Annotated in this window: 20 protein-coding genes and 1 rRNA gene; 7 read left to right on the top strand and 14 right to left on the bottom strand. The window is 61.0% G+C overall.

All coding sequences use genetic code 11. The annotated features are described in order from the left end of the window. The first annotated feature begins 63 nt into the window (after positions 1-63). Positions 64-179 (top strand): 5S ribosomal RNA (rrf, locus tag JFT85_RS06455). Positions 180-503: 324 nt separating this feature from the next. Then, entirely contained in the window at positions 504-2,396 is a 1,893-nt protein-coding gene (gene mrdA, locus JFT85_RS06450; protein WP_053255369.1) for a penicillin-binding protein 2, read from the top strand. A 1-nt stretch (position 2,397) separates the two neighbouring features. On the opposite strand, the gene JFT85_RS06445 is transcribed toward mrdA, so the two are convergent. After that, the gene (locus JFT85_RS06445) at positions 2,398-2,799 is read right to left on the bottom strand and encodes a GFA family protein (protein WP_069552510.1); all 402 of its coding nucleotides are present in this window, start codon (positions 2,797-2,799) and stop codon (positions 2,398-2,400) included. Positions 2,800-2,898: 99 nt separating this feature from the next. On the opposite strand from JFT85_RS06445, the gene JFT85_RS06440 reads away from it, so the two are divergent. After that, positions 2,899-3,366: an SRPBCC family protein gene (locus JFT85_RS06440; RefSeq protein WP_073636777.1), complete on the top strand. Its 468-nt coding sequence runs from the start codon at positions 2,899-2,901 to the stop codon at positions 3,364-3,366. Positions 3,367-3,435: 69 nt separating this feature from the next. On the opposite strand, the gene JFT85_RS06435 is transcribed toward JFT85_RS06440, so the two are convergent. After that, a complete protein-coding gene (locus tag JFT85_RS06435; RefSeq protein WP_201229534.1) occupies positions 3,436-5,664 on the bottom strand; it encodes a TonB-dependent receptor in 2,229 nt (742 codons plus the stop codon). A 217-nt stretch (positions 5,665-5,881) separates the two neighbouring features. On the opposite strand from JFT85_RS06435, the gene JFT85_RS06430 reads away from it, so the two are divergent. From JFT85_RS06430 to JFT85_RS06415, 4 genes are all read left to right on the top strand, one after another. Then, positions 5,882-8,239 carry a DNA polymerase II gene (locus JFT85_RS06430; RefSeq protein WP_078827965.1) on the top strand — a complete coding sequence of 786 codons (2,358 nt, stop codon included), beginning with the start codon at positions 5,882-5,884 and terminating at the stop codon, positions 8,237-8,239. Between the two features lie 71 nt (positions 8,240-8,310). Then, positions 8,311-8,889, top strand: a complete 579-nt coding sequence (locus tag JFT85_RS06425) for a GNAT family N-acetyltransferase (protein WP_053255374.1) — start codon at positions 8,311-8,313, stop codon at positions 8,887-8,889. Between the two features lie 13 nt (positions 8,890-8,902). Continuing rightward, complete coding sequence (locus JFT85_RS06420; RefSeq protein WP_187602259.1) at positions 8,903-9,535, top strand: glutathione S-transferase N-terminal domain-containing protein; 633 nt, start codon at positions 8,903-8,905, stop codon at positions 9,533-9,535. 164 nt (positions 9,536-9,699) lie between these two features. Continuing rightward, positions 9,700-10,284, top strand: a complete 585-nt coding sequence (locus JFT85_RS06415; RefSeq protein ID WP_053255376.1) for a DUF4174 domain-containing protein — start codon at positions 9,700-9,702, stop codon at positions 10,282-10,284. A gap of 59 nt (positions 10,285-10,343) precedes the next feature. Here the strand turns inward: JFT85_RS06415 and JFT85_RS06410 are convergent, their stop codons facing one another. Genes JFT85_RS06410 through JFT85_RS06355 form a run of 12 tightly spaced genes read right to left on the bottom strand, consistent with a single transcriptional unit; the run spans position 10,344 to position 25,707 of the window. After that, on the bottom strand, positions 10,344-11,366 hold the full coding sequence (locus JFT85_RS06410; protein ID WP_053255377.1) for an acyltransferase family protein: 1,023 nt from the start codon (positions 11,364-11,366) through the stop codon (positions 10,344-10,346). 43 nt (positions 11,367-11,409) lie between these two features. Then, positions 11,410-12,819 carry a murein biosynthesis integral membrane protein MurJ gene (murJ, locus tag JFT85_RS06405; protein WP_069552514.1) on the bottom strand — a complete coding sequence of 470 codons (1,410 nt, stop codon included), beginning with the start codon at positions 12,817-12,819 and terminating at the stop codon, positions 11,410-11,412. A gap of 2 nt (positions 12,820-12,821) precedes the next feature. After that, a complete protein-coding gene (locus JFT85_RS06400) occupies positions 12,822-14,255 on the bottom strand; it encodes an O-antigen ligase family protein (protein ID WP_053255379.1) in 1,434 nt (477 codons plus the stop codon). Beyond that, positions 14,252-15,355 carry a glycosyltransferase family 4 protein gene (locus tag JFT85_RS06395; protein ID WP_073636773.1) on the bottom strand — a complete coding sequence of 368 codons (1,104 nt, stop codon included), beginning with the start codon at positions 15,353-15,355 and terminating at the stop codon, positions 14,252-14,254. The genes JFT85_RS06400 and JFT85_RS06395 overlap by 4 nt, the downstream gene beginning before the upstream one ends. Continuing rightward, positions 15,346-16,563 (bottom strand): glycosyltransferase family 4 protein, encoded by a 1,218-nt coding sequence (locus JFT85_RS06390; protein ID WP_069552516.1) that lies wholly within the window; start codon positions 16,561-16,563, stop codon positions 15,346-15,348. The genes JFT85_RS06395 and JFT85_RS06390 overlap by 10 nt, the downstream gene beginning before the upstream one ends. 8 nt (positions 16,564-16,571) lie before the next feature. Continuing rightward, on the bottom strand, positions 16,572-17,900 hold the full coding sequence (locus JFT85_RS06385; RefSeq protein ID WP_201229532.1) for a cellulase family glycosylhydrolase: 1,329 nt from the start codon (positions 17,898-17,900) through the stop codon (positions 16,572-16,574). Then, on the bottom strand, positions 17,890-19,080 hold the full coding sequence (locus tag JFT85_RS06380; protein ID WP_201229530.1) for a glycosyltransferase: 1,191 nt from the start codon (positions 19,078-19,080) through the stop codon (positions 17,890-17,892). Before JFT85_RS06380 ends, JFT85_RS06385 begins: the two co-directional genes overlap by 11 nt. Beyond that, on the bottom strand, positions 19,080-21,071 hold the full coding sequence (locus JFT85_RS06375; protein WP_169876514.1) for a GumC family protein: 1,992 nt from the start codon (positions 21,069-21,071) through the stop codon (positions 19,080-19,082). Before JFT85_RS06375 ends, JFT85_RS06380 begins: the two co-directional genes overlap by 1 nt. Positions 21,072-21,085: 14 nt before the next feature. Beyond that, complete coding sequence (locus tag JFT85_RS06370) at positions 21,086-21,865, bottom strand: polysaccharide biosynthesis/export family protein (RefSeq protein WP_053255385.1); 780 nt, start codon at positions 21,863-21,865, stop codon at positions 21,086-21,088. Positions 21,866-21,894: 29 nt separating this feature from the next. Then, positions 21,895-22,806: a glycosyltransferase family 2 protein gene (locus JFT85_RS06365; RefSeq protein ID WP_053255386.1), complete on the bottom strand. Its 912-nt coding sequence runs from the start codon at positions 22,804-22,806 to the stop codon at positions 21,895-21,897. A 1-nt stretch (position 22,807) separates the two neighbouring features. Beyond that, on the bottom strand, positions 22,808-24,268 hold the full coding sequence (locus JFT85_RS06360) for a mannose-1-phosphate guanylyltransferase/mannose-6-phosphate isomerase (RefSeq protein WP_201229528.1): 1,461 nt from the start codon (positions 24,266-24,268) through the stop codon (positions 22,808-22,810). After that, positions 24,268-25,707: an undecaprenyl-phosphate glucose phosphotransferase gene (locus JFT85_RS06355; protein WP_053255388.1), complete on the bottom strand. Its 1,440-nt coding sequence runs from the start codon at positions 25,705-25,707 to the stop codon at positions 24,268-24,270. Before JFT85_RS06355 ends, JFT85_RS06360 begins: the two co-directional genes overlap by 1 nt. Positions 25,708-26,320: the final 613 nt, after the last annotated feature.

Raw genomic sequence — 26,320 nt, 5'->3', positions numbered from 1 at the left:
AAGCTATCACATACCCAATTTGCTGAAGCGAGGCAAACTGGCCACGACTCAGTACCCGAATTTCTTGACGACCATAGAGCATTGGAACCACCTGATCCCATCCCGAACTCAGTAGTGAAACGATGCATCGCCGATGGTAGTGTGGGGTTTCCCCATGTGAGAGTAGGTCATCGTCAAGATTAAATTCCAGAACCCCTGTTTGCTAACGCGAACAGGGGTTTTGTTTTGGGCGGTCGAAAAGTAAAAAATTCTGGTTTTCCTAAAACCCTTCCTGCTTCTGTCCCAATTTCTGTCAGCGACACACTTCGCGTCATACGAACGCCCACTGATCTGGAGGCCTTTCCGGAGCCAAAATCGATCCTCTCCTGACAAAACAGCATGCCGTTGGGGAAATCGATGCAAAGTGTTTCTGCATTTTTGGTATGGTGCAGCACATTTTCACAAGGATTGATCTTTCATCCGCAGGACGCGGCGTCGACCTTCTTCAACGAGATGCTGTAGAAATGCCTGAACCGATACCGATCAAAGATCACGAAAAAGAAAACCGCCTGGTCAACAAGCGTTTACTCGCTTGCGCGCTGTTGGTGATTGGCATCACCTGTGCGCTGGTCGGGCGTATGTATTTCCTGCAGGTGGTGCAGTACGACTATCACTCGACGATTTCCGAAAACAACCGCGTCCACGTATTGCCGATTACGCCGACTCGCGGGCTGATTTATGACCGTAATGGCGTGGTGCTGGCCGACAACCGTCCCAGCTATAACCTGACTATCACTCGCGAGCGCACCACCGACCTCAAGGGCGAACTGGACGCCATCGTCAACTTGCTGCATTTGCCGGCCGAAGATCGCGCTGTGTTCGACAAGGCGCTGAAGCAGGCCCGACATCCTTTTGTGCCCGTTACGTTGTTCTACGAATTGACCGAAGAGCAGATCGCCTTATTGGCGGTTAACGAGTTCCGCCTGCCCGGTGTCGACGTCGAGCCGCAATTCGTGCGCCATTACCCTCTGGGCGCGCATTTCGCCCATTCGATTGGCTACGTCGGCCGAATCAATGAAAAAGAATCCAAGGCGCTTGATTCGGTGGAGTACCGTGGCACCCAGTCCATCGGCAAGACCGGTATCGAGCGCTTCTACGAGTCCGAACTGCACGGCCATGTCGGTTATGAAGAGGTCGAGACCAATGCCCAGGGTCGCGTATTACGCGTGCTCAAGCACACCGATCCGATCCCCGGCAAAAACATCGTCCTGAGCCTCGATGTCAAACTCCAGGAAGCCGCCGAAGAGGCCTTGGGCGACCGCCGTGGTTCGGTCGTCGCCCTCGACCCGCAAACCGGTGAAGTGCTGGCCATGGTCAGCAAGCCGAGCTTTGACCCGAACCTGTTCGTCACCGGTATCAGCTTCAAGGAATACGCTGCGCTGCACGACTCCATCGATCGGCCGCTGTTCAACCGCGTGCTGCGCGGGCTTTACGCGCCGGGTTCGACGATCAAGCCGGAAGTGGCCATCGCCGGTCTGGACAGTGGTGTGGTTACCGCACAAACCCGGGTGTTCGACCCCGGTTACTACCAGTTGCCCGATTTCGACCATAAATACCGCAACTGGAACCACAGCGGCGACGGCTGGGTGGACATGGACGCGGCCATCATGCGCTCCAATGACACCTACTTTTACGACCTGGCTCATAAACTGGGCATCGACCGCCTGCACGACTACCTGGCCGAATTTGGCCTCGGTCAGAAGGTCTCCCTCGACATGTTCGAAGAGTCGGCCGGCTTGATGCCTTCCCAGGCCTGGAAACGTGCGACACGCCGTCAACCCTGGTTCCCGGGCGAAACCGTAATCCTTGGCATTGGCCAGGGTTACATGCAGGTCACGCCGTTGCAGCTCGCGCAGGCCACAGCGTTGATCGCCAACAAAGGTGTATGGAACCGGCCGCACTTGGCCAAGACCATCAATGGCGTGCCGCCGGTCGACGAAAACCCCATGCCCAATGTGGTTCTGAAAGATCCGCGTGATTGGGAGCAGGTCAACCACGGCATGCAACTGGTGATGCACGACCCGCGGGGTATCGCCCGTGCGGCGGCGCTTGGCGCCCAATACCGGATTGCTGGTAAAAGTGGTACCGCGCAGGTGGTGGCGATCAAGCAAGGTGAGCGCTACAACCGTAACAAGACCCTTGAGCGCCATCGTGATAACGCCCTGTTCGTTGGCTTCGCGCCGGCTGAACACCCGAAAATCGTGATCTCGGTGATGATTGAGAACGGCGAGGCCGGTGGCCGCGTGGCAGGTCCCGTGGTGCGGCAAATCATGGACGCCTGGCTGCTCGACCAGGAAGGCCACCTGAAGCCGCAGTATGCGACGCCCGCCAAAGCGCCAGGTGACCCGCACGTTTAAGTCAGGCTTTCCACTCGCCCCATTGTTCCAGGCTTTCATAAGCCAGCCAGGGCACGTCATGGGCTGTCCAGATGTGCGAGGTGGGCCGGACACCCGGATCATCATCCAGTGTCGCCACCCGCACGATCACATGGGGCTGATGCCCGCGCTCTGCCACCAGATGTGAGCCGCAGCGCGAGCAGAAATGCCTGAGTTTGCCCGGCGATGACTCAAACGCCGACAACAGGTCTTCACCCTGCGTCCAGCGAAAGTGCTCGCGCATCACCCCGGCTGTGCTCACAAATGCGGCGGCATGCACCTTGCGGCAGCTGTCGCAATGGCAGTGGCTGATGGGCATATCCAGGCTGTCAATTTGATAGCGCACCGCTTTGCAGAAGCAACTTCCATTCAATGGGTCAGTCATGAACGTAGTGTCGGATCAAGGATAGGGTCGTCATCATTGCGCACAATCCAAGGTTGCGCATTGGTCGATGTCGCCTACTGTCAATGGAGGAGGTGACTTATGCATGTATTAGATCGCATCGAACGAAAGGTCCTGCTCAACGCTTCACGCAAACAGGTCTGGGAAGCACTCACCGATGCTGAGCAATTCGGTAGCTGGTTCGGCATTGCCCTCAAGGATAAAATCTTTGCGGCTGGGGAAACCATCGAGGCGCCGATAACCTACCCCGGCTACGAACATGTGGTGTGGAAGGCCAGGATCGAACGCGTCCTGCCACAAACGCTGTTCTCTTTCCGCTGGCATCCCTACGCGGTGGAGAAGGACGTGGACTACGACAAGGAAACACCGACCCTGGTCGAATTCACCCTCGAAGATCGCGCGCCCGGCATCCTGCTACGGGTAGTCGAATCAGGCTTCGATGCGGTGCCCGAGGCCCGACGCCAGAAAGCGTTCAAGATGAATTCCCGTGGCTGGGATGAGCAAATGAGCAACATCGAAACCTATCTCGGCCAGGCCCGTCGCGCTTGACCCAAACGGGCATCTCTAGGATGCCCGTCTTCGTTACTGTCAGCCTTCTTGAACCGTGGTGCCGGGTGACTAGAAATCCACCGTCGCCGACAACTTGGCCACCCGCGGATCGCCCTGGGTCAGATAGCCCCCCAACGCTGACTCCCAGTACTTGGTATTCGCCACGTTTTCCACGGTAGCGCCCACTGTCACATCGCGCTGAGCCACTTTGAAGTTGTAACGAGCACCCACATCGAAGCGGTTCCAGGTCGGCAGGCTCAGGTTGTTTGCCGCATCGGCGTACTGGCCGCCGGTGCGTAACATGCGGCCGTTTACGCTCACGCCTTGCAGGCCGGGCACATCCCAGTCCACACCGGCGTTGAGTTGGAACGTCGGCACACCGATAGCACGGTTGCCGTCGTTGGCGCCGTTTTGCGTGTCGTTGACTTCAGTGTGAATAACCGTCGCGCCGCCCAGCAGGCGCAGGCCGTCGACCGGCTCACCGAAGACGCTCAGTTCTACGCCCTTGTTGACTTGCTCGCCCTGGAACACGAAGGTCGCACTTTGATCTGCGTTCACTTGGGAGTAACCCTGAGTCGGTTGCTCGATTCGGTAGACACCCAAAGTCGCCCCATAGGCGCCCATATCCAGCTTGACGCCGGCCTCGGTCTGTTTCGAACGAGCCGGTGCAAAGGTCTGGTTGGCGTTGGTCACGGTGGCGCTGCCAAACGTGGTTGGCGCGGTTGGCCCTGAAGCCAGGCCTTCGATGTGGTTGGCGTAAAACGACACGTGGTCCCAGGGTTTGAATACCAGGCCATACACCGGCGTTGTGATGCCTTTGGCGTAGTTGGCGGTGCGCGTGCCTGTACCGTACGCATAGCCCTGAACCACCAGTTCCTGACGGCGCAGACCGGCAGTGAACAGCAGGCGGTCATCCATGAAACCAACGGTGTCTGACACCGCCGCGCTGCGGGCGAATGTCTTGGCAGTGATACCTGGATTGTTCAGGTCGCTGCCGGCGGTATAACCGCCCTTGGCGGGTGCGGCCACCTCGACAGGGTTGTACAGGTTGGTCGCCTGGGTGCCGGAGGCAAAGTCAAAGGCGTTGCGTGCCTGGGTCCAGATGCCAGTCAGGCCCAGGTTCAATTGGTGGCTGACCGATCCTGTCTGGAACTTGCCGTTCAGGCCGGCCATCAGGCTGGTGTTGTCTTCCTGGTGAGCAATGTTCGAGCCGCTGACGGTGGCATTACCCAATGCGTCTTTCAGGGTGACCGACGAGTAACGCCCGATCTCGTTGGTGTGCTTGGCGCCGCCAGCGATATAGGCGCTCCAGTGGTCGTTGAGGTCGTACTCGCCGCGCAGCATGCCGAAGGTGTCCTCGAGGCTGGTGGTGCCCCAGTTCGGCGCGTAGTTGGTAGCGGCGGATGGGGCGTTGGGGAGATGGGTCAGCCCACTGCCCAGCAACACCGTATTGCGGCCGCCGTTGACCTGTTGCTTCTGATAAACAAAGTCACCCGACAAACGCAGTGCATCACCGCGGTAATCGAGGCCGACGGAGAACAGCTTCGAACGCTGGTTCTCATCGTCGACCGCAGTATCGCCTTCACGCTGGGAAAGGTTCACCCGCGCACCAAAGCGGTCGTCCTCGCCAAAGCGCTGTCCGATGTCGAGGTGCTCGCCAACTCGCCCATCGCTGCTGATATCCGTGCTGAAACGGCGCAGCGGCGCCTCATCGGCGCGCTTGGGTTGCAGGTTTACGCCGCCGCCAATGCCCGAGCCGCCGGGCGTTACACCGTTGATAAAAGCGTTGGGGCCCTTGAACACTTCAACCCGTTCCAGGGCGTCGGTGGACATGATCTGGCGCGGCAGGATGCCGTACAAACCGTTGAACGAAATGTCGTCGCCATTGAGTGGCAAACCGCGAATCACGAAGGCCTGGGCCTGGTTGGCATAGCCCGATGCCTGGCGCACGGAGGCGTCGTTGAGCAACACATCGCCGACGGTTTGCGCCTGCTGGTCGCGGATCAATTTTTCGGTGTAGGAGGACATGCTGAAGGGCACATCCATGATGTCCTGGTTACCCAGAACTCCCAATTGGCCACCGCGTGCAACCTGACCGCCAGCGTAAACCGGGGGCAGGGCATTCGGCGCGGGCGCATCGGCATCGATGCGGGTGGCGCCCAATTCCAGTGGCTTGCTATCCGAACGGTTGTCCGCATCCTGTAGGGGGGGTGCAGCATGAGCTGCGAGGCTCAGGGAGCAGCAAAGGGCGAGCAGGGTCGGGCGAAACGGTAAAGAAGGTCGGCTGCAGGTGGGCATGGTCGATCCTGACGGCTAACCGTCAATGTGAGGAAAAGGGCAACAGCGTTGCGCTTCCTCGCTGCGCGGATACGACTCCGACGCGAATGATAGTGATTGTTATTAATGTTCTGCAACAATTTTGTGGGATTGCAGTCTGCGTGCGCGTTAACGTGCCGCGTTTGGCCGGATGCCGAGTAGAATCACGCCCTGAAAGCGATTCCTGAGGTGCGGTACGGTGGATTTACAGCAGGGTTTTGTCCTGACCCGGCATTGGCGCGACACCCCGGCGGGCACGGAGGTCAGTTTCTGGCTGGCCACGGATCTCGGGCCGCGGTGTATCCGCCTACCCATGCAAACCTCGGTCATGTTTATCCCCGAGGCCCATCGCAAGCATCTGGATTGGCTGCTCAAGGACGAGCGCGATATCGAACTGCGCCCGTTGCAACTGTGTGACTTCCATCATCGCCAGGTCCTGGGCCTTTACACCCGCCAACACCGCCAAATGATGGACCTGGAAAAACGCCTGCGTGCCGCGGGCGTTGATGTGTACGAAGGCGACGTGCGGCCGCCCGAGCGCTACATGATGGAGCGTTTCATCACCGCACCGGTATGGTTCGGTGGCACACCGGACGCCGATGGCACGGTGCTCGACGCCCAGATGAAACCTGCGCCCGACTACCGCCCGCCGCTGAAACTGGTGTCCCTGGACATCGAGACCACCGCCCAAGGCGACCTGTATTCCATTGCCCTCGAAGGCTGCGGCGAGCGCCAGGTCTACATGCTCGGTCCGCCGAACAAGACCGACGCCGTCGACTTCAAACTCGACTACTGCGACACCCGCGCCCAATTGCTCGAACGCCTCAACGTGTGGCTCGCCGCCCATGACCCCGACGCGATCATCGGCTGGAATGTGGTGCAGTTCGACCTGCGTGTACTCCACGAACATGCCCAGCGCCTCAACGTGCCATTGCTGCTCGGCCGTGGAGGTGAAGCCATGGCCTGGCGTGAGCATGGCAGCCGCAATCACTATTTTGCTGCAGCAGCGGGGCGCCTGATTATCGACGGCATCGAAGCGCTGCGTTCGGCCACCTGGAGTTTCGAGTCCTTCAGTCTGGAAAACGTCGCACAAACCCTGCTTGGCGAAGGCAAGGACATCTCCACGCCGTACCAACGCATGGATGAGATCAACCGCATGTTCGCCGAGGACAAGCCCGCGCTGGCACGCTACAACCTCAAGGACTGCGAGCTGGTCACGCGGATTTTCGAGAAGACCGAGCTGCTCAAGTTCCTGCTGGAACGGGCCAGCGTCACCGGGTTGCCGGCCGACCGCAACGGCGGCTCCGTCGCCGCGTTCACCCATCTGTACATGCCGTTGATGCACCGCCAGGGCTTTGTCGCGCCGAACCTGGGCGACAAACCACCGCAGGCCAGCCCTGGCGGGTTTGTCATGGACTCGCGGCCCGGCCTCTACGAGTCGGTGCTGGTGCTGGATTACAAAAGCCTCTACCCGTCAATTATCCGCAGCTTCCTGATCGACCCGGTCGGTCTGATCGAAGGCCTCAAGCACCCCGACGACAGCGAGTCGGTGGAAGGTTTTCGCGGTGCGCGTTTTTCGCGTAGCCGGCACTGCTTGCCGTCCATCGTCGCACGCGTTTCCGAAGGGCGCGAAGTGGCTAAGCGCGAACACAACGCGCCACTGTCCCAAGCCCTGAAAATCATCATGAACGCCTTCTATGGTGTGCTCGGGTCCAGCGGCTGTCGGTTCTTCGACACCCGGTTGGCGTCGTCAATCACCCTGCGTGGCCACCAGATCATGCGCCAGACACGTGAGTTGGTTGAGGCCAAGGGCTATGAGGTGATCTACGGCGATACCGACTCCACGTTCGTGTGGCTGGGCGGCGCTCATTCCCAAGAGGACGCCAGCCGCATCGGCCAGGAATTAGTGCAGTACGTCAATGCCTGGTGGCGTGCGCACTTGCTCAATGAGTTCGGCCTGCAAAGCGCCCTGGAACTGCAATACGAAACCCATTTCAGCCGCTTCCTCATGCCGACCATTCGCGGTGCGGAGGAGGGCAGCAAAAAGCGTTACGCCGGCTTGGTCGTGCGCGCCGATGGCAGCGAAGACATGATCTACAAAGGCCTGGAAACCGTGCGCAGTGACTGGTCGCCCCTGGCCCGGCAATTCCAGCAGGAACTCTACCAGCGCATCTTCCATCGTCAGCCTCACCAAGACTACGTGCGCGACTATGTGCGTCGAACCTTGAGCGGCGAACTCGACGACCTGCTGATCTACCGCAAGCGCCTGCGGCGTCAGCTGGATGACTACGAACGTAACGTCCCGCCCCATGTGCGTGCTGCGCGTCTGGCGGATGAATACAACGACCGCCTCGGGCGCCCACGTCAATACCAGCGGGGTGGCTGGATCCGTTACGTGATCAGCGTCAACGGCCCGGAACCGCTGGAGGTGCGGCAGGCGCCGATCGACTACGACCACTACGTTACGAGGCAATTGCAGCCGGTTGCCGATGCGATCCTGCCGTTCGTAAATGATGATTTCGGCACCTTGGTCGGCGGGCAAATGGGCCTGTTCTAAATCGCTTGCCTGGAGACGGTGAGAGCCTGCACTCTTGACCTCTGAACACCCCTCGGGCGGCGCACCTTTCCATGACCCAGATCACGCTGACCGGCACTACGGTCGAACTCCAACCCCTGCAACGTGAACATGCGGCTGCGCTGGTCGAAGCTGCCGCCGACGGCGAGCTTTGGAACCTCAACGTCACCAACGTGCCCGGCCCCGAAACGGTCGGCAAGTACCTAGACCTCGCCCTGGCCGGGCGTGCGGCCGGCACCATGATCCCGTTTGCCATCGTGCGTCGCGACGGCGGCCAGGTGGTCGGCAGTACACGCTTCTGGAAGGTTGACCGGGTGAACCGCAAGCTCGAGATCGGCCATACCTTTTTGGCGCAATCGACGCAAAAAACCGCGGTCAACACCGAATCCAAATTGTTGCTGCTGACCTACGCCTTCGACGTGCTGGAGTGTGTGCGGGTGCAGTTCACCACCGATGAACTCAACGAAAAATCCCGTGCCGCCATCCTGCGTCTGGGGGCCGTGCAAGAAGGCATCGTGCGTCACGAACGCATCATGCCCGACGGGCGCAAGCGCAACTCGGTGCGCTTCAGCATCATCGATTCGGAATGGCCGCAGGTGAAGGCCAATTTGCAGGCCAAGCTGCTGCGATAAGGAGGAAACGCGCATGTACACGCTCTACGGCATTGATGAGTCCGGCTCCTGCATGATCGAAATTGCCCTGCAGCGTTGCGCAGTGCCGTGGCGCCGCATCGACGCCAGCTCCTGGGAACACAGCGAGGGCAGCGAAGCCCTCGCACGGATTAACCCGCTCAAACAGATACCGACCCTGGTCACCCCCGATGGGCAGGTGCTGACCGAAAGCGCCGCTATCCTGATCCACCTGGGCCTGGAGTTTCCCGCTTCCCAGCTGCTGGCCGGCAACCGCGCGCAGATCCTGCGTGGCCTGGTGTACATCGCCGCCAATTGCTACTCGGCAATCGGCATCATCGACTACCCGCAGCGCTGGCTGGGGGATGCGGATGACGCGGTGCAGGCGCAATTGATCAGCGGTACGCGCCGTTATCTGCATCATGCGTGGGTGGTGTTCGCCGAGCAGTTTGCCGACCAGTTGTTCGCCCCGAGCGCGTTGCCGAATGCGCTCGGCATCATGGCCGCCGCGGTGTCGCGTTGGGACGAGGCGCGCGAGGTGTTGGGCAACTTGGCGCCAGGCTTTGCCCAGACACTGGCCAATGTAGATACCGACCCGGTCGTGGCGCCCGTCTTTGCGCGACATTGGCCGGACTGGGACGTCTCGTAATGTTTCTGCAATCAGAAGAAACAATGACCGTTACCCCCACGCGGCCCCTTGCGTCGCGGGCGTCCTGACCTACGCTTCTTAACGTGGTGTAGGAATCATCCTTGAATTTGACTGTCGCAGACATGAAACTCAAGAACCCTGCATGGAATTCAAAGGAGGTGCGCATGCTCATCCGGTCGCTGACCCTGGCTACCTTGATGGCTTTTACGGGGCCGCTGTTGGCCGCGGATGATATCAACCCGCTCAAACAGGACTTGGGCAAGTCCCGTCCGTTGGTGGTGGTGGAGTTGGATTCCGGCAACGAAACGTTGGCCACCCTCAAGAAACAGCTGGACGAGCCTGCCAACAAGCAGTCCTTTGAAGAGCGCAGCATGGTCTTCTACACCGTCAAGTTCGGCAGTATCGGTGCTGAAGGGGAGAAGTTCGCCAAGGACCCGAAGGACAACAAAAAGCTCACGCCGCCTGAAACCAACGCGTTGATCCGCGCCCTCAAGTTGGGTGCCGGCAGCGGCACCAAGGTGATTCTGGTGGGTAAGGACGGCGAGAAGAAAGTCGAGAAAACCGTGCCACCGGATACCCTCGATCTGAAGGCGTTTTTCAGCGCCATCGACCAGATGCCCCAGGCCGAAAAAGACTTGGCCGCGCCTGCCGAACCGGAGCCTGCCGCCCCTGCTCCAGCCAAGGGTGCCAAAGCTGCCAAGCCGGCAAAACCCGGCAGCAAGCCTGCCGCGCAACCACTCGATGATTGAACACACCTAACCCCTGTGGGAGCGGGCTTGCCGGCTCCCACAGTTGTTTTGCGGCGTTTTCAGGTTTTTGGGGCTTTACGCACCGGGAACGGAAAGTAGAAAAACCGCAAGAACGCCACCCGCTTGATCACTTCGCCGATCAGCAACGGCACGACCACCGCCACCACCAGGCCCAGGCAAGCGGCCAGGAGGGGATGCAGACCCAGGCGCTCCATCAGGTCGACGGTCTTGTGCTGGATTTCACCATGGAAGATCAACAGGATCAGGGTCGATTGGCCGATATACGTCATCGCCCGCGTGATCACGGCCGACACCATCAGTACCCGCGCGAATGCCCAGCACGCGTACACGCCAATCACCGCCAGCAGGCTGGTCCACAACCAGTGGTCGTAGCGCCGTTGTGCCAAGTCCATGGTGGCGTGGCTGTAGAGGAACACGGCGGCAAACAACGCTACCGCAATCACCATCGTCAGCAGCGAGCCCTCATGCCTGCGCAGCCAGTCGCGCAACAGGTAGCCGTAGATGAAATAGGTGCTGCTGATCAAGGTGATCTCAAGGCTGAAGGGCAGGCCGGGCAGCGTCCAGGTGTGCCCGCCGACGGTCACCGGGATTTGCCAGAACCACGGCAATACCCAAATACCGATCAGCAATTGCGCCACTATCAGCAGGCAGCTCACCGGCAGTGGCAGTTTCAGACGCTGGATCAGTCGCAGCATCAACCAACTGAACAGAATCGCCACCCAGAAATGCGGCAGAAACCACAGGGCTTGCCACGGAATGGTGTCCACCGAGGCGTACAGCACACCGCCGATATCCGGCAGCAGCGGTTGCCCGCGCAACACCGCGCGCACGATCACGTACACCAGCATGGTGAAGAAAAATGGCTTGAGCAGGCCGTCGGCCTTGCGTATCGCCATTTCCACAAAAGGTTGTTCGGGCTTGAAGAACACCCCGGACAAGAAAAAGAACAACGGCAATATGAACGAGGCAATGATCGGATACTGCAGGTCCGGCGAGTTAGCGACAAACCAGCTGTGGCCATACACGATCATCAGGATGCCGATGCCTTTGGCAATATCCATCTGTATCCAACGATGTTTCACGTGACCACCCCCAAACGCTCATTCATGCCTTGCGCCATGGCTTTAGCCACAGCCCCATACTCAACAACACCACGGCGCCGGCCAGGGTGCTCAGACCCAGCTGCAGCCACACGCCTTGAATTCGAAACAACCCCAGCGCCGCCAGGCCCATCAACCCTGCGCTGAGCAGCCATTGCCGCGCCCAGGGCAGGGCGCCGAGCAACGACTGGCGCTGCATCAGCAGCAATGCGGTGCAAATCACACCTGCCAATGCGGCCAATGGAATACCCGCCAGGCCAAACACGAAGGGCAGGGCCCCGAGCAACAGCATATTGACCAGGCTACCGAGTAACTCGCAACGCAACGGCTGGCGTGTATCGCCGGCGGCATAGGCATACCGCGCCAGTAGCGCGTTCCACGCGCCAAATACCAGCGGCACGGCAAACCAGGCCAGCAGCAGGGGCAAGGGCGAGTCGGCCGATTGCTTGGGCAGCAACAACGCCACCAGGCTGGGGGCTGCGGCCACCAGGCCGACGCCGGCCGGCAACGTGAGCACGCTGGCGGTTTCCAGGCCGCGTTTGAGCAAGGCCAGGCGCTCATCGCCCTGGCGTCGGCTCATCATGCCCAGCAACACTTGGTTGAGGCTCATCAGCGCAATCAGCGGCAGGTTCATCAGTTTGCGGGCGAGGTTGACCCAGGTGACGGCGCCTTCGCCGAGCAACGACGCCACCAGGCGTTCGATCAACGCCAACCCCTGGCTGGCACCATTGCTGAGCAGCAGCGGCCCGATGCGTTGGCCGAGCTCGCGCAACGGCGTGAACGCCAACTGCCAGTGCCACGGCCGCCAGCCCTGACGCCAGATCGACGGCAGCAGTGCCAGTGGCATCAACAGGCTGCCGGCCAGGCACGCCAGCGCGAGGGCGTGCGGTTGCGTCGCGGTGCCCGCCAGGGCGAGGTATGTCACCGGCGGCAGGTTGAACAGCAGTGAACCCAGGCCCGCCAGCACAAATCGCTCACTGGCCTGCAACGGAATACTGAACAGCGCATGCAGCATCAACCCCGGCACGCACCAGGCCACGATCTGCAGGTTGCTGGCGGCAAGCGTGGTTGCGCTGGCCGCCAGACCCGGCCCCAGTAACTGCACCAGCCACGGCGCCAACAGTGTGAGCAACAGGCTGGTGACCAGCGCGATCAGCACCAGTGCCGGGAACAGCACCGCCAGCCAATCCAGGCGTTCAGCGTCCTTGCGTTGCAGGTACAGCGGCAGCGCGGCGGCGCTCAATACGCCACCGGCCAGCGACATGCGCAACGCCTCGGGCAAAAACAGCGCGATCAGGAACGCGTCGCTGCGTTCGCCCGCGCCCCAGGCGGCCACCAGCAACCACTCGCGGGCAAACCCAAGGCACAGGCCAAGCAAGGTCGCAAGCGTCAGCCAGACGGCAGAACCGAGCATGGCTAAGGCCGCGCGCCGTCAAGGATCGGTTTGCGATACACCACGGTCTTGAGCTGTGGCAGGCGTGCCGGAAACAGTCGGCGTGCCTCCAGCACGTTGAGGCCCACCATCAGCCAGAACAGCGCCACCATCACCACCGCGAAGCTGAAGTAGTGGTCAAACAAACCGCTGACCAGCGCCGAGAGAATCCCGGCCGTGCTGCCCAGCCACAACGCGTTGTCCTTGGTCAGGCGAATAGGGCCTTTTTCCGGGCGCGCCTCACGCCACCAGCGCACGGTGACGGCGACAAACAGCAGCATGCCGACAATACCGATCTTGTAGATGAGGTTCAGCCACAGGTTGGAGATCCCCAGCAACAAAGTGCCCGGCACCGGAGGGTCGACCTTGAAGCCAATGCCGAACGGATACGCCGCCACCGCCTGCGGGAACATGCGGTATTCATCGACGCGCACTTCGGTACTGGCGTTGCTTGAGGAAAAAATCGTCGCCAGGCGGTCCTGCAACGGTGGGTAAGCGATCACCAGTGCCACCGTCAGGGCGGCGCCGATCATCAACAGGCGCCCGGTGTACGGCACGCGGCGCGTCGCCATCCACATCAGCACCAGCGCCAGGCTGACCATCGCACCACGGCTACTGGCCAGCAGCAAGGCCGCAGCGCCCAGGCACGCCACGCCCAGGCCCAGCGCGCGTTTCCAGCCTTGTTCGGTCATGCCGTAGCAGAACGCCAGGGGCAGCAGCAGCGCCATGATCCCGCCGATGGCATTCGGGTGCATCCACGGCGAGCCCATCCGCGATGCCATCGCCTCCAGGCCGAATTTCAACATGTCGAAGTTGCCGTAATTGAACACCGCCAGGATCGGCGCAATGCCCGCTCCCGAGCGGGTACGCACAAACACTGCAATCGACAGCACCAGCATCGCCAGCGTGCCCAGCAGCAGGGCGATGACCAGCGATTCGCGCTGCTTGTAGCCGGTCAGCAACTTGGCGCAGAGGAACACGCCCGAGAGGTTCAGCAACCAGCGCAGCCAGTTGGCCGTGCCGCTGGTGTCGGCGTGGATGCTGACCTGGCCGACGATAAATGGGAACACGCTGAACAGCATCAGCCACAACAGTGCCTGGTCGGTGGGGCGCCGTGACAGCCTGGGTGTCTCAGGCACGCGCGACAGAAAACTGTGCCACACCACCGCGCCCCAGGTCAGCGCGAGGACGGCTTCGCTCACCGTACTGCGAATGCCCAGGTTGAGGGTCGAATACGGCATAAAGGTCGCGACCCCGGCGAACAGCAACAAACCCCAGAACGGGAAGCGCAGGATGGTGACCGCCGCCGCCAGGCCGATCACGGCGAGGAACGCTTTGGCCGGCGACAGCATCAACGCGAGTGCGCCAAACAGCAGGCCGAAGAGGATGGCGACGAGGCTTGCCAGGGAGAGTCTCATTTCAATTCCTCGATCAGTTCGGCCAGGCGTCGACTGTAAGCCTGGTGGTTGAAACGTTGTGCCCACAGCTTGCGTTGTTCGGGGGAATCTTCGGTGGCACGACCCACCAGTTCGACCATCAATTGCACCAGCGCGGGGCCGTCGCTGGGTGAAAAGCGCGGGGCCGAAGGCGGCGTGATCTCATCCAGCGACGTGCCGCTGGCGACCGCTACCGGTGTGCCGACACTGAGGGCTTCAATCACCGGCAAGCCAAAACCTTCAGCATAGGACGGCTGCCACAGGCGCGACGCCTTGCGGTACAGCCCATGCAGTTGCGCATCTGACACCCCGCTCAGCGCGCGAATACCCGGCAGGCTGCGCTGGGCTTCGGGCAGGTGATCGAGGCTGCCTACCAGCACCAGCTCGGGTACGCGAGGAGACAGGCGCCGCGCCTGTTGCCAGGCGTCGACCAGAAACGGCACGTTCTTGCGCAACTCGCGGGTGCCGACCAGCAGCCAGTAATGTTCCGGCAACTGGCGTGCCGACAGGTCCGCAGCCAGGTCGACAAAACCCTCCACTTGATTGGGCAATACGCGAATTTTGCCCGCCGCCTTGGGGAACAGCCGCGCGGTTTCATCGGCGCTGTACTGCGAGGGCGTCCACACCCGATCGGCGCTGCGCACCGCATAGGCGATCGAGAGTCGATCGCTGGTCTTGTAGATCAGTGCCTTCAAACGGTTGGCGTGGTAGTTGTTCAGGGTGATCTGGAACAGGTCATGCAACAGCACCACGGTGCGCAGACCCTTCGGCTTGGGAGGCAGCGGCAGGCCCATATTGAACGTGCTGATGTACAGGTCGATGTGCTGCTCACGCAACGCGCGTGGCAGAAAACCAGCCTCGAAGCGCAGGCGATTCTGCGGCTGGTGCATGGCTGTCTTCGCGCAGCCCCAGGCCGGGCAGTGGGCCTGCAGGCGGGTTTCATCGCCCAGCGGGGCCACCGTAAACCGTTCCAGCTCGACATCCGGCAGCGCGCGCAGGGCATTTTCCAGCGCGTACACCTGGCGACTGATCCCGGATTGCGGCGAGGTGCCGACGGTGCGGTAATCCAGGCCTATACGCATGCGGGTGCCTTTTGGCTGAGCGGCGACAGGCTTGCGTACACCTGCTCCAGTTGGCTGGCGGCGACGCTCCAGTCATGGGCCCGGCGCACATACGCGCGGCCCGCTTCACCCATCGGCGTGGCGGCGTCGGGAGATTGCAGCAGGCGCACCACCGCGTCCGCCAGGCTGTCGGCGGTTTGCCCACCGAGGTAATCCAGGCCCTCCACCAGATCCAGGCCCGACACGCCTTGTTCGGTGCTCGCCAACGGCAACCCGGCGGCCAGCGCTTCCAGCACTTTCAATTTGGAACCGCCGCCATGACGCAAGGGCGCCAGAAACACCGAACAGCTCGACTGCAGGCTCAACAGGTTCGGCACAAACCCTTGCCACTCAATGCGCGGGTCCTTCCAGCGTTCACGCCAGCTGTCGGGCATGCCGAAACCGCACACACTCATGCGTGCATCCGGGCAGCGTTCCCAGACCTTGGGCAGGATTTCATCCAGGGCCCATTCGATGGCGTCCACATTGGGCGCGTATTCATAGTTGCCGAGGAACAACACGCGGCGCGTCGATGGGTCGGGGTGAGCCGCAGCAAAGTGATCACAGTCCACGCCGTTGACCACCACCGGCACCGGTTTGCCGGCAATCCTGGCCAGCACCTGTGCATCGCTTTCGGTGACCGCCACCACCTGCGCTGCCTGGCGCATCACGCGGTGTTCCCAGCGCGCGTAGCGCCATTGATCGTAGCGAATGAACGGCAGCGCCCAGCGCGGCAGGCGATCGTAAGTGGCCGCGCCCAGCGCCGACTCAACGTTGTGTTCTGTCAGCACGAAAGGCTGGGATGTGCGTGCCAAGGCGTCTTCATAGGGCTGGAAGGCGTAGGTGTGCTCGATCTGCACCACGTCCCAGTGCTCTTTGAGCAATTGATTGAAGGTGTCTTGCAGCGCGCCCGACAAACCATTCACGCTGGCCAGCAGCGGGTAGGGCGCAAACAGCCCGGCCATCAGGGTTTTCACGCTGCGCAGCGGGCGGCGTGGCAGTACGATCAGTTGCTCCAGGAACGCTTCGAGTACGTGGCGGTCGGTCAGCGACACCGGGTGCTTGTCATGCAGCAGCAAGGTGATCCGATGCCCACGTGCAGCCAGGCTGCGCAGCAGGTGGAACTGGCGCGTCTTGCCGCCGCTTGTGGCGGGCCAGGGCGAGTAGGGCAGGATCCATAAAATGCGCATGGCGGGCTTTAATCCCATAACAGAATTTGCAGGTTCGACTTGACCGCAACGGTCAGCCCATTTGTGCCACTCACCGGCGTTTGCGTGCCGCGCAACGGGTCGTACAGGGTGGCGCTGGTGAGGTTGGGCAAGTGCGCGTTACCGCCTTGGGCCGACCAGAAAAACCATAGTTTGTGACCGTCGGCGCGGGTCCAGCCGATGCTGAACAGGCCGTCGGGCAATTGGTCGGCAGTGGGCGGGTCGCCGGGGGTGAGTTGTGGCCCACTCACGTCGAGGAAATTCTTCAAGGCGGTGTAGACCGGCTTGGGGTTGGCGTCGATGTCGAGTAAGCCATAAGACTGGTCGCGCACGCTGGCGCGTTGATCCAGGTCGCTCAGGGTGAACAGGAAGATCTTGTCGAAATCCATCGCGCTCATCAGCGCTACCCGGCGCACCACGTAATCGGCCTGGCCCTGCAAGGTAATGAGGTCCTGGGCTTCTTTCGGCCCAGGGTAGTTCGACCAGCCCCATTCGGTGCTCCACAGGGTTTTTACACCGCTGGCGCGCAGGGTCTGGTTGAGCGCGGTGGTCTTGGCGATAAAGTCCAGGTTTGCCGGGTCGTTGCCTTCGGGCAACTGGGTGTAGGGGTGATAGGACATCACCGTGTTCAAGCCGGTCACACCCAGTGCGCCGAGGGCGGCGAGCATGGTTTGGCCGTTGGGCATTTCGCTGAAGAACGCCATGCCGGCAGCCACCACGGGTTTGTTGGCATCCACAGTGCGCAATGCAGCAGCGGTGGCGGTCAACAGGCTGGCGTAGCCTGCCGGGTCAGCTGCCGGGCGCCAAAACCCGAGCAGGTTGGGCTCATTCCAGACTTGCCAGGCATCCACGCTGGGGTAGCGTTGCGAGAGCAGTGCCATGCGGTTGGCGAAGACGTTCGGGTCCTTGGGCGGATACTGGTCCTGATACGGCGCCCCGGCCGGTGCGGTGGTGATGAAGGGGGCCGAGCCCACCAGGTAGAACACCGATTTGAGCTGATTGTCTTGCAGCTTGCCCACCAACTGATCAAGGGTTGCGATCTGATACTGGCCTGCGGCGGGTTCCAATTGATCCCAATGCAAATCCAGGCGTACCCATTGCAGGCCCAAGGCCTTGAGGCGGTCGATCTGCAACTGATACAGCGTGGGGCTGAACCACAGGAACTGCGCGTTCACGCCCAGGAAGTCCTTCCACACCACCACTTTGTTGCCCTTGAGTACATGGTTCTCGGCGTCGGCCTGGCGCCCCCACATGAAGGCCGTCAGGCCGAGCGCGGCAATCACCGCAAGGGTGGCGAGATAAGTCCGTTTACGTACCATAAGGGGCTCCTGCAATCGCCTGCTCGAAGAGTTGCTTGAACTGCTCTGCGGTCAACGGCCACAGGCGGTCACGGCCGATTTGCGCGGCGCGTTCGGCCCAGTCGCGCGCCAATGTCGGAGTGCGCGCCAGGCGCAAGAGTTGTTCACTCAACGCGGTCACATCGCCTTGGGGATAGATCGCGCCATTGCCACTGGCGACCTCTTCGGCAAACGCCCGCGCATCCGAGGTGATTGCCCCGCGCCCACAGGCTGCGGCCCAGGACAGCGCGCCACTGGTGCCGCGTTGGCGCCCCAGCAGGCCGAGCTTCTTCGATTCGCGGTACGGCAGCACCATCACGTGGTGTGCCTGGATGGTTTGGGCAATCTCGCTGGCCGGCAAGTTCAGCCGCCAGTCGATGGCGCCCGCCAGGCCGAGTTCGGCAATCTGGCTGTTCAACTGTTCCAGGTAGTTGCCGCCTGCGCCAAACGCCATTTCGGCGGCCGTGCCACCGGCCAGGGTCAGGCGCACACGGTCACGCAATTCGGGGGCTTGCTTGAACACATCGGCGAGGGCCTGCAACAGGTCTTCAATGCCTTTGCCACGGTAGATAAAACCGAAATACAGCAGGTGTAAGGTGTCCAGCGGCGGTAAGGGCGCCGGTGCAATCGCCAGGTTGGCGTGGTTGATAACCGCCACTTTGCCGGTCGGCAGGTGCATGCGCTGGCTCAGGCAATCAGCGCCGAGGCGGGTCAGGGTAATCAGCCGCGTCAGGCCTTGGGCGACATGGCGCTCTTCGCGCAAGGTGAGCGGGTCGGCGAGCACCACGGCCGCCTGCGGCAATGGGCTGGGCAAATGTTGCAGCAGGTTCAGCGGGAAGGGCAGGTGCTCGCGCCGCCACACCATGCGTTCCGGGTCATGCACGGTGGCGGTCAGCGGTAGCCTGGGGTAAGCCTTGCGCAACTCGCGCAGGGCCAGAAACTCCCCAAGCCGGCCGCCACCCAGTTCAGCGTGGGCCAGGTCCACGCTGTGCCAGTCGAACGCGGCGATGGCCTGTTTGATCGCTTCGCTAGTGCCTTCCACGCCACTCAACGGTGTCGCCACCGTCACGCCCAGCTGTTCCAATGCCGTCTTGAAATGGTTCGCGTAGTCGGCGATACCATTTTTTTCCGGAGGCAAAGGCGCAAGCAAGGCGATGTGCATCAGAACGCTCCCCGGTACTTGGCGATCGTTTTAAGCACCTTGGCCGGCACTTCGAATTTGCGTCGGTTGATGATGATGCCATCCACCTTGCCGAACGCCGTGTTGAGGATCGACAGGGCGTGTTCCACCACCGGCACCGTGCTTTTTTGCGCTTCTACCACCAGGGCGATCAAGTCGGCACGGCGCAGGTTGATAAACGCATCGCGGTTATCCAGCAGCGCCGAGGCATCCAGCAGCACCAGTTCGCCCGGTGCAGCAGGCTCCGCGCCGCCGACCCGCACGGCAATGCCGTTTTCCTGCAGCAATTGGCGCAGTTGCTCGACCACGAAGGTCACCCCTTCACCATGACGCGCCGAGGTCAGCCCCAGGGTCATGCCTCGCTCGGCAATACGGTCCAACTGCAGCAACCCGTACAGCCGGTAAATACTCGCATTGAACGCGTTGGTACTTTGCGCGGTACTGGTGTCCAGCTCCGGCAACGTGGTCCACAGTGGCAGACCGAACCTGCGCTCCACCAGGCCGCCGTCATGAATACGCTGGTCCAACAGGTAGCACAGGTAAATCACCAGCAAACCGACGACGATGGCAAACGGAATCGCCAGTAGCAGCATCACCAGGGTTTTCGGAAAGATGCGACCCGGGTTCAGGGTGGCTTCTTCGATCACCGCAATATTGCTGATCTGGCTCTTATCCAGTTCACGGTCGATGCGTGATTTTTCCAGGTTGTCCACGTACAGCGCGTAGTTGCGTTCGGTAGCGCTCAGCTCGCGTGCCAGACGCGCCAGTTCCGGTTCGATCTCCATGGCCTCTTTGCGTTGGGCTTCGAGGTTCACCAGTTGTTTTTGCTGCTGCACAAGTTGGGTGCGCAGCGCCAGGTTGTTGCTCGACTCGTCCAGCAGCACGCGCTGCAAGTGGATTTCCAGGGTGTTCGGCGCACGGTTTTCGGAAGATTGCACCGTGTTGCTCTCACTGGCGACCTGGGCTTGCATCGCACGAATCGACGCATCCAGGGCTTTGACCGGCGGCGCGTTGTCGGTGTAGGTGCGCATCATGTCGGCTTTTTCCAACAGCTTCTGGTTCAGCAGGCGACGCAAATCCTGCTGCTGCGGGTTCAGCGCGATCTGGCGTACGGTGGTGACTTCCTTGGGTTGGGTTTTCAGTTGATCGCGTGTGCTCTGCAGCGCGCTGTCGGACGAGGCGATCAGGCGGCTGGTGTTGAAGGTCTCGCCGCGCAGCACGTTGATGCGTTCGGACAAGTCTTCCAGGCGATCAGTGATGCTCGCCGCGCCGATCTCATTCAAGTGCTTGAGGATCTGCTCCTTATAGCTCTTGATCTCGGTGGCGCTGGTGTTCACCTGACCTTCATAGAACGCGTACAGGCTCTTGCGACCCAGCGCCTGGGTGCGTTCGGTGATGTAGGTCTCGACCCAGTCCTTGACCACGGCCTGGGCAATTTCCGGGTCGCCCCACCTGAAGCTGATATCCATCACCGTGGAACCTGCGGCGTGGCTGACCTCAAAGTTTTTTTCCAGGCTCGCGGCCAGGCGTTCCACCGGCGTGGTTTTTTCCACAATGCCCACGGTTTCAAGTACCACGCGAATACCATCGAACACCGCACCCACGCCGGCCTTGACGTAGTACTTGGTGCGCTTCCAGAAGCCTTCAGGCGGCGGCGCGTTGTCGATCAGTTCCAGATAATGCTCGGCGACGGTGCGCACAATCGGGCGCCCGGTCAGCAAGCGTTCCTCGTCGACAATCGGGTCGCGCTGGGTGCTGGGCATCACCAGCGCCTGACGGTTGCTGATCTCGATCGGCAAGGTGGAATCACGCCCCGGCTTGACCAACAGGCGCGCGGTGGATTCGTACTTGGCCGGCAGCAAAAATGCACCCAGCAGAATGATCACCAGCGCCGCGATGGCGGCCAGTTTGAACTCTTGCCGGAAGATGAAGAACAGGCGCAGAAGATCACGAAAAGAACGGATCTCGATCATGGGATGTCGCTCCTTTAGTTACTGGAACTGCTGCTGGTTCGCGTGTAGTTGTAGCCAACCCCGATCGACTTGGTGAACGGGATCAATTGGTTCAAGTAGGTGTCCACGCCTTGGATACGCTCGCCCACGTTGGATTTAGGTACGAACACCACATCCCCGCGTTGCAGGCGCACCGATTTACGCCCGTTGGGACCGGGTTTGAGGTATTGGCTGAAATCCAGGAAGTAGGCGTGATAGGCGCCCTGGGCATCTTCACGCAGCAGTGCAACCATGCTCGCATCGCCCGAGGGGTTCACCCCGCCGGCGCCGACAATGGCTTGCTCCAGGGTGTTGGCCGTGCCGATCTGCACTGCGGTCGGGTTGTTCACCGCGCCGCCGACGATCACCGAGTTACCCGGAGCCTGGTTGATGTTCACCGTCACCCGTGGCTCGCGGTACACCGGCGCCAGCTTGTTGGTCAGCTCGCTGGCCAGTTCCGAGGGTTGGCGACCGGCGACCTGGATCGGGCCCAGGAACGGGTAATTGATCTTGCCGTCCGTTTGCACCGTGTACAGCGTCAGCTCGTAAATCGTGCTGACGTTGAACGCGGACAAGGTCGGCATCTCCCCGGCATCACGCACGATACGCAGCTGGTCGCCGACGCGGATGCGTTCCACGGCCACTGGCAGCTGTGCGAGTTGGTCGAGGGCGCGCTTGCCGTCTTCGATGGTCTTGTCGTCCGGTGGGACGATGCGTGCGGGCGTATTGCAGGCGGCCAACGCCATCATGGCCAGGACGAGCAAGGTTCTTTTCATCAAGGGGGACTTCCTGTGGGTCATGATGCTCACCTCCAATAACCGGGGAACATGCTGATGCGCCGCTTGAGGGCGAGGGGGAGCCGGCGTTCCAACTGGCCCAGCCGATAGCCGAGCAGCTTGAACGCGCTGCGCACCAGTACTTCGGGTACGCGGTGCAATGCACCGGCTGCGCGCAAGGCCGCGATCTCAGCCAGTACATAGCGTTTACCTTCACCACCTGCGTCGCCAAAGGCCTGGCGAATCCACGTCTCGCGACCGTAGAACACGCCAATGTCGAAGTAGCGGTGAAACTCATCCATGAGTCGGTAATCGTGGGAGTGATACACCCGCGCGGTGGCGGCGTAGCGCACTGTGTAGTCCTGGAGAAGCATGCGCGCAGCGACGTAGGCGTCTTCGCTGCCGATCACATCGACGGGAAAGCCGCCGACGGCCTGCAATGCGCTGCGTCGGTAGACGCAAAAAGAGTCGGAGCTGAAGCAGGTCTTGATGCCCAGCTCCGGCGCATCGGCCAGGCGCTTGCTGCGACTCTGGGCCGGGTAGTTGAAATGCCGCGACTGCGCGCCCAGCACACCGGCGCCGGGGTGTGGCAATTGCCGGCCGTACGCCACGCCGCTGCGCGGGTCTTGCTGCAATTCGTCAAGCAGGTTGGCGAAGGTCTCGGGGCTGTCGGGGATCGCGTCCTGAGTCATCATGATCAGCGCATCACCACCCACCTGTTCACTGGCCCAGCGGCGCGTGCCGCCGTGGTTGAAGTCCCGCGCGTCGATCACCTCGACCCGGGCGCCGAAGTCGCGAAACCGCGCCACGGTGTCATCGCTGGAGGCGCTGTCGACCACCAGCATTTCGTCCGGTTGCAGGGTCTGCATTTTCAGCGCAGGCAGCAGGCGCGCCAGGTGACTGGACGCGTTGCGGGTCGGGATGATCAACGAAGTACGCATGTCACTTTTTCACGTCAAGGGGCGCACGCCCGTAGATGTCGTCAAAGCGCACGATGTCGTCCTCGCCCAGGTACTCACCGCTTTGCACCTCAATCATCACCAGGTCGATGATGCCGGGGTTGGTCAAGCGGTGCTTGTGCCCGGCCGGGATGTAGGTGGACTCGTTGGCGTTGATCAGAAATTCGCGGTCGCCATTGGTGATCTGGGCGGCGCCGCTGACCACCACCCAGTGCTCGCTGCGGTGATGGTGCATTTGCAACGACAGCGATGCCTGGGGCTTGACCACGATGCGCTTGATCTTGAACCGGGTGCTTTCCTCCAGCACGGTGTAGGTGCCCCACGGCCGCGTGACGGTGCGGTGCAGGCTGTACGCGGGATGATTCTGACGCTTGAGTTCGGCGACGATAAAACGCACGTCCTGGCTGCGGTGGGCGTCGGCGATCAGCAGCGCATCGGGGGTGTCGACGATGATCAGGTCGCGCACGCCGACGGCGCCGAGTACGCGCTTGGGCGAGTCGATGTAGCAGTTGTGCACGTCATGCAAAATCGCTTCGCCATTGACCTGGTTGCCATGCGCGTCGCTGGGTGTGAGTTGGCGCAAGGCTTCCCAGGAACCGATGTCGCTCCAGCCGATGTCGCACGGCACGACGGCGACTTGCTTGGATTTCTCCATTAACGCGACGTCGATGGAGATATCCGGCGCGCTGCCGAATGCGTCGGGGTCCAGTTCACGCTGGCGCGAGGTTTTGTTTTGCAGGTCATGGCTGTGTTCCAGTGCCGCGTTGGCCGCGGTCAGCACATCGGTGGCATGGGCGGCGAGTTCGTCGACCAGGGTGCTGGCCTTGAAGCAGAACATGCCGGCATTCCACAGGTGCTTGCCGCCGTCGAGGTAGCCTTGCGCGGTGGCCAGGTCGGGTTTCTCGACAAAGCGTTTGACCCGGAAGCCGGTGCCCAGCGCATCGCCTTTTTCGATGTAGCCGAAGCCGGTTTCCGGGTGGTCGGGCTGGATGCCGAAGGTGACCAGGTAGCCGGCTTCGGCCAGGTCGCGGGCCTGGACCACCGCTTCGGCGAACGCGACTTCATTGAGAATCAAATGGTCGGCGGGCATTACCAGCAACTGCGCGTCGTCGCCAAAATGCGCCTGCACATGCAGGGCGGCCACTGCAATGGCCGCCGCCGTGTTGCGGCCGAACGGTTCCAGCAACAGGTCCAGGGGCAGGTGAGCCTTGTTGACTGCGCGGTAGTCATCCAGGGTGCGAAACAGCAGGTCGCGGTTGGTCACGGTCAGCACGCTTTCCACGCCGGGCAGTTTGGCCGCGCGCTGGAAAGTCTTTTGCAACAGGCTTTGGCCGTCACGCATGCGCATGAAGGGCTTGGGCATGTTCTGTCGGGAAACCGGCCACAGCCGTGTGCCCGAGCCACCGGAAATAATGCAGGGAATTAATCCGTTGAGGGTATTCATCAATAGACTTCCTTGGTGGAGAGGACGGCCGGGATCGTCATGAAGACGATGTACAAGTCAAACCACACCGACCACTTGGAGATGTACTCCAGGTCGTACTCGACACGTTTCTGGATCTTGATCAGGGTATCGGTTTCACCCCGGTAGCCGTTGATCTGCGCCCAGCCGGTGATGCCCGGCTTGACCCGATGCCGCGAACTGTACTCGCTCACCGCGACTTCGAACGGAATACCGGCGGCCTTGGTCGCAGTGGCGTGGGGGCGCGGGCCGACCATGGACATATTGCCCAGCAGCACATTGAATAACTGCGGCAGCTCGTCAATGCTGGTCTTGCGAATGATGCGGCCCACACGGGTGATGCGCGGGTCTTGGCGAGTGGTCTGTTGCTCGGCGGTGAAGTCGCTCTGGTCGGTGAACATCGAGCGGAATTTGAACACGCGAATCTCGTTGTCGTTGTAGCCGAAGCGGTTCTGGCGAAACAGCACCGGGCCTTTGGAGTCGAGCTTGATGGCGATTGCCGTCAGCACCATCACTGGCGACAGCGCCACCAAGGCAATGCTGGCCAGCAGCAAATCTTCACAGCGCTTGATGAATGGCGACCAACCGCGCAGCGGCAACTGCGAGGTGTTGAACATCAAAATGCCGCCCACGTCGGTGATGCGGCTGTGGCCATAGCGCAAGGCCGCCATGTCGGGCACCAGCATCACGTTCACCGACATCTGGCGCAGGCGATTGACCAGCCCGTGGATGCGTTGCTCGGCGGCCCACGGCAAGCAGATCATCACTTGGTTGACCTGTTCGGCACGGATCAGCTTTTCCAGGTCACGGGTATTGCCCAGTAAGGGCAGACGACTCAATTCCTTGGGAATGCGCTCGGTGCGGTCATCGATAAAACCGATCAGGCCGGAACGGATATCGCCGTTGCGTTGCAGGTGGTCGGCGACGTGCACGGCGGTGTCGGTGAAGCCCAAAATCACCGTACGTTGCAGGTATTTGCCTTTGCGCATCAGGTTGCGATACAGGCGCAGCATCACCAGGCGCTCAAGGCAGAACAGCCCGAGGCTGGCGAAGTACCACGCCACCAGGTTGCGCGGCGTCAATTGCGGGAAAAACTGCAGGATCTGGTACATGAACAGCAAGATGCAGAACGCCGAGGACCAGGCCACGATGCTGGTCCGCAGGCGCAGACGATTGCTGAACAACTCCTCTGAATAGATCCCCAGTGCATGGAAAAGAATCACGCTCAGCACTGCAAAAAACAGCAGCAGGCCGAGGAAGTGCGCACGCAACTGAGGGGCCATTGTGTCGAGGAAAAATACCAGGACCAGCGGTGGCAAGATAGCAGTCAGGCCGTGTACCAATTTGACGAAAACCACAAAAAATTCAACAAAACCCGCACGGGTCAGAAACAGGCTTACGACTGACGACTTTTCTCGCATAAAAACATCCCTCATTGCACTCCAGGCTCTCTGTTTCGCTGCTTTTGAGGGCATGCGAACGATGGCAACGCTGGGTAAAACGCAAGCCTTTCTCTTCCGAAACGAAGGAAATGCGTGGGGGCAGTGGCTAAAGGAGTTTTCTGGCTATTGGCTTTGTCAGTCAGAGAAAACGCCTTTTTGCTGGCCTTGTCAATAACTTGACTTTTTTTCGGATGGGCTGCCGCAGACACCTTGTTTAGTCTTCTTATGTGTCATTTTGTTGACTTTCCTTGTCAGTTCACTCGTTATTTGGGTGTGATTTTGAGTGTAGAAACAAATGTGAGAATTTTCCTGCCGGGCAGTAAAACCTTTTTTGGATGGAGGTAGGAAAGAGGGACAGGGAGGGTTTTGAAAGGCGCGCCAAGTGCCCTGAAATGGGCGTTATAGCCGGGATGGGCGGCGTTGCAAACGCACGCGTAAAATTCGTGAAACTGGCTGTAAAGTGGCCCAAAAAGCCGTGCAGCCGGCCTGGGCGTCGCGCTGAATCTGTCACTTCTGAGCGCTGGTGCCGACCAGGGGATTTTTATTCAAAAGTCTCAGCGCAATTTTTTGTTTGTATCCGTTTGACTACTTT

It is taken from the genome of Pseudomonas sp. TH04 (genome assembly GCF_016651355.1).
Lineage (GTDB): Bacteria > Pseudomonadota > Gammaproteobacteria > Pseudomonadales > Pseudomonadaceae > Aquipseudomonas > Aquipseudomonas fluorescens.
Note: the sequence above shows the minus strand (reverse complement) of the source record. Positions and strands in the feature narration are given on the sequence as shown.

Bases quoted from the DNA above. Each gene is read 5' to 3' on its own strand.
- JFT85_RS06420 (WP_187602259.1), top strand. From the start codon at position 8,903: ATGTACACGCTCTACGGCATTGATGAGTCCGGCTCCTGCATGATCGAA.
- JFT85_RS06380 (WP_201229530.1), bottom strand. From the start codon at position 19,080: ATGCACATCGCCTTGCTTGCGCCTTTGCCTCCGGAAAAAAATGGTATC.
- JFT85_RS06390 (WP_069552516.1), bottom strand. From the start codon at position 16,563: ATGCGCATTTTATGGATCCTGCCCTACTCGCCCTGGCCCGCCACAAGC.
- JFT85_RS06400 (WP_053255379.1), bottom strand. From the start codon at position 14,255: ATGAGACTCTCCCTGGCAAGCCTCGTCGCCATCCTCTTCGGCCTGCTG.
- JFT85_RS06440 (WP_073636777.1), top strand. From the start codon at position 2,899: ATGCATGTATTAGATCGCATCGAACGAAAGGTCCTGCTCAACGCTTCA.
- mrdA (WP_053255369.1), top strand. From the start codon at position 504: ATGCCTGAACCGATACCGATCAAAGATCACGAAAAAGAAAACCGCCTG.
- murJ (WP_069552514.1), bottom strand. From the start codon at position 12,819: ATGCTCGGTTCTGCCGTCTGGCTGACGCTTGCGACCTTGCTTGGCCTG.
- JFT85_RS06445 (WP_069552510.1), bottom strand. From the start codon at position 2,799: ATGACTGACCCATTGAATGGAAGTTGCTTCTGCAAAGCGGTGCGCTAT.
- JFT85_RS06435 (WP_201229534.1), bottom strand. From the start codon at position 5,664: ATGCCCACCTGCAGCCGACCTTCTTTACCGTTTCGCCCGACCCTGCTC.
- JFT85_RS06385 (WP_201229532.1), bottom strand. From the start codon at position 17,900: ATGGTACGTAAACGGACTTATCTCGCCACCCTTGCGGTGATTGCCGCG.
- JFT85_RS06415 (WP_053255376.1), top strand. From the start codon at position 9,700: ATGCTCATCCGGTCGCTGACCCTGGCTACCTTGATGGCTTTTACGGGG.
- JFT85_RS06360 (WP_201229528.1), bottom strand. From the start codon at position 24,268: ATGAATACCCTCAACGGATTAATTCCCTGCATTATTTCCGGTGGCTCG.
- JFT85_RS06365 (WP_053255386.1), bottom strand. From the start codon at position 22,806: ATGCGTACTTCGTTGATCATCCCGACCCGCAACGCGTCCAGTCACCTG.
- JFT85_RS06375 (WP_169876514.1), bottom strand. From the start codon at position 21,071: ATGATCGAGATCCGTTCTTTTCGTGATCTTCTGCGCCTGTTCTTCATC.
- JFT85_RS06370 (WP_053255385.1), bottom strand. From the start codon at position 21,865: ATGAAAAGAACCTTGCTCGTCCTGGCCATGATGGCGTTGGCCGCCTGC.
- JFT85_RS06395 (WP_073636773.1), bottom strand. From the start codon at position 15,355: ATGCGTATAGGCCTGGATTACCGCACCGTCGGCACCTCGCCGCAATCC.
- JFT85_RS06410 (WP_053255377.1), bottom strand. From the start codon at position 11,366: ATGGATATTGCCAAAGGCATCGGCATCCTGATGATCGTGTATGGCCAC.
- JFT85_RS06355 (WP_053255388.1), bottom strand. From the start codon at position 25,707: ATGCGAGAAAAGTCGTCAGTCGTAAGCCTGTTTCTGACCCGTGCGGGT.
- JFT85_RS06425 (WP_053255374.1), top strand. From the start codon at position 8,311: ATGACCCAGATCACGCTGACCGGCACTACGGTCGAACTCCAACCCCTG.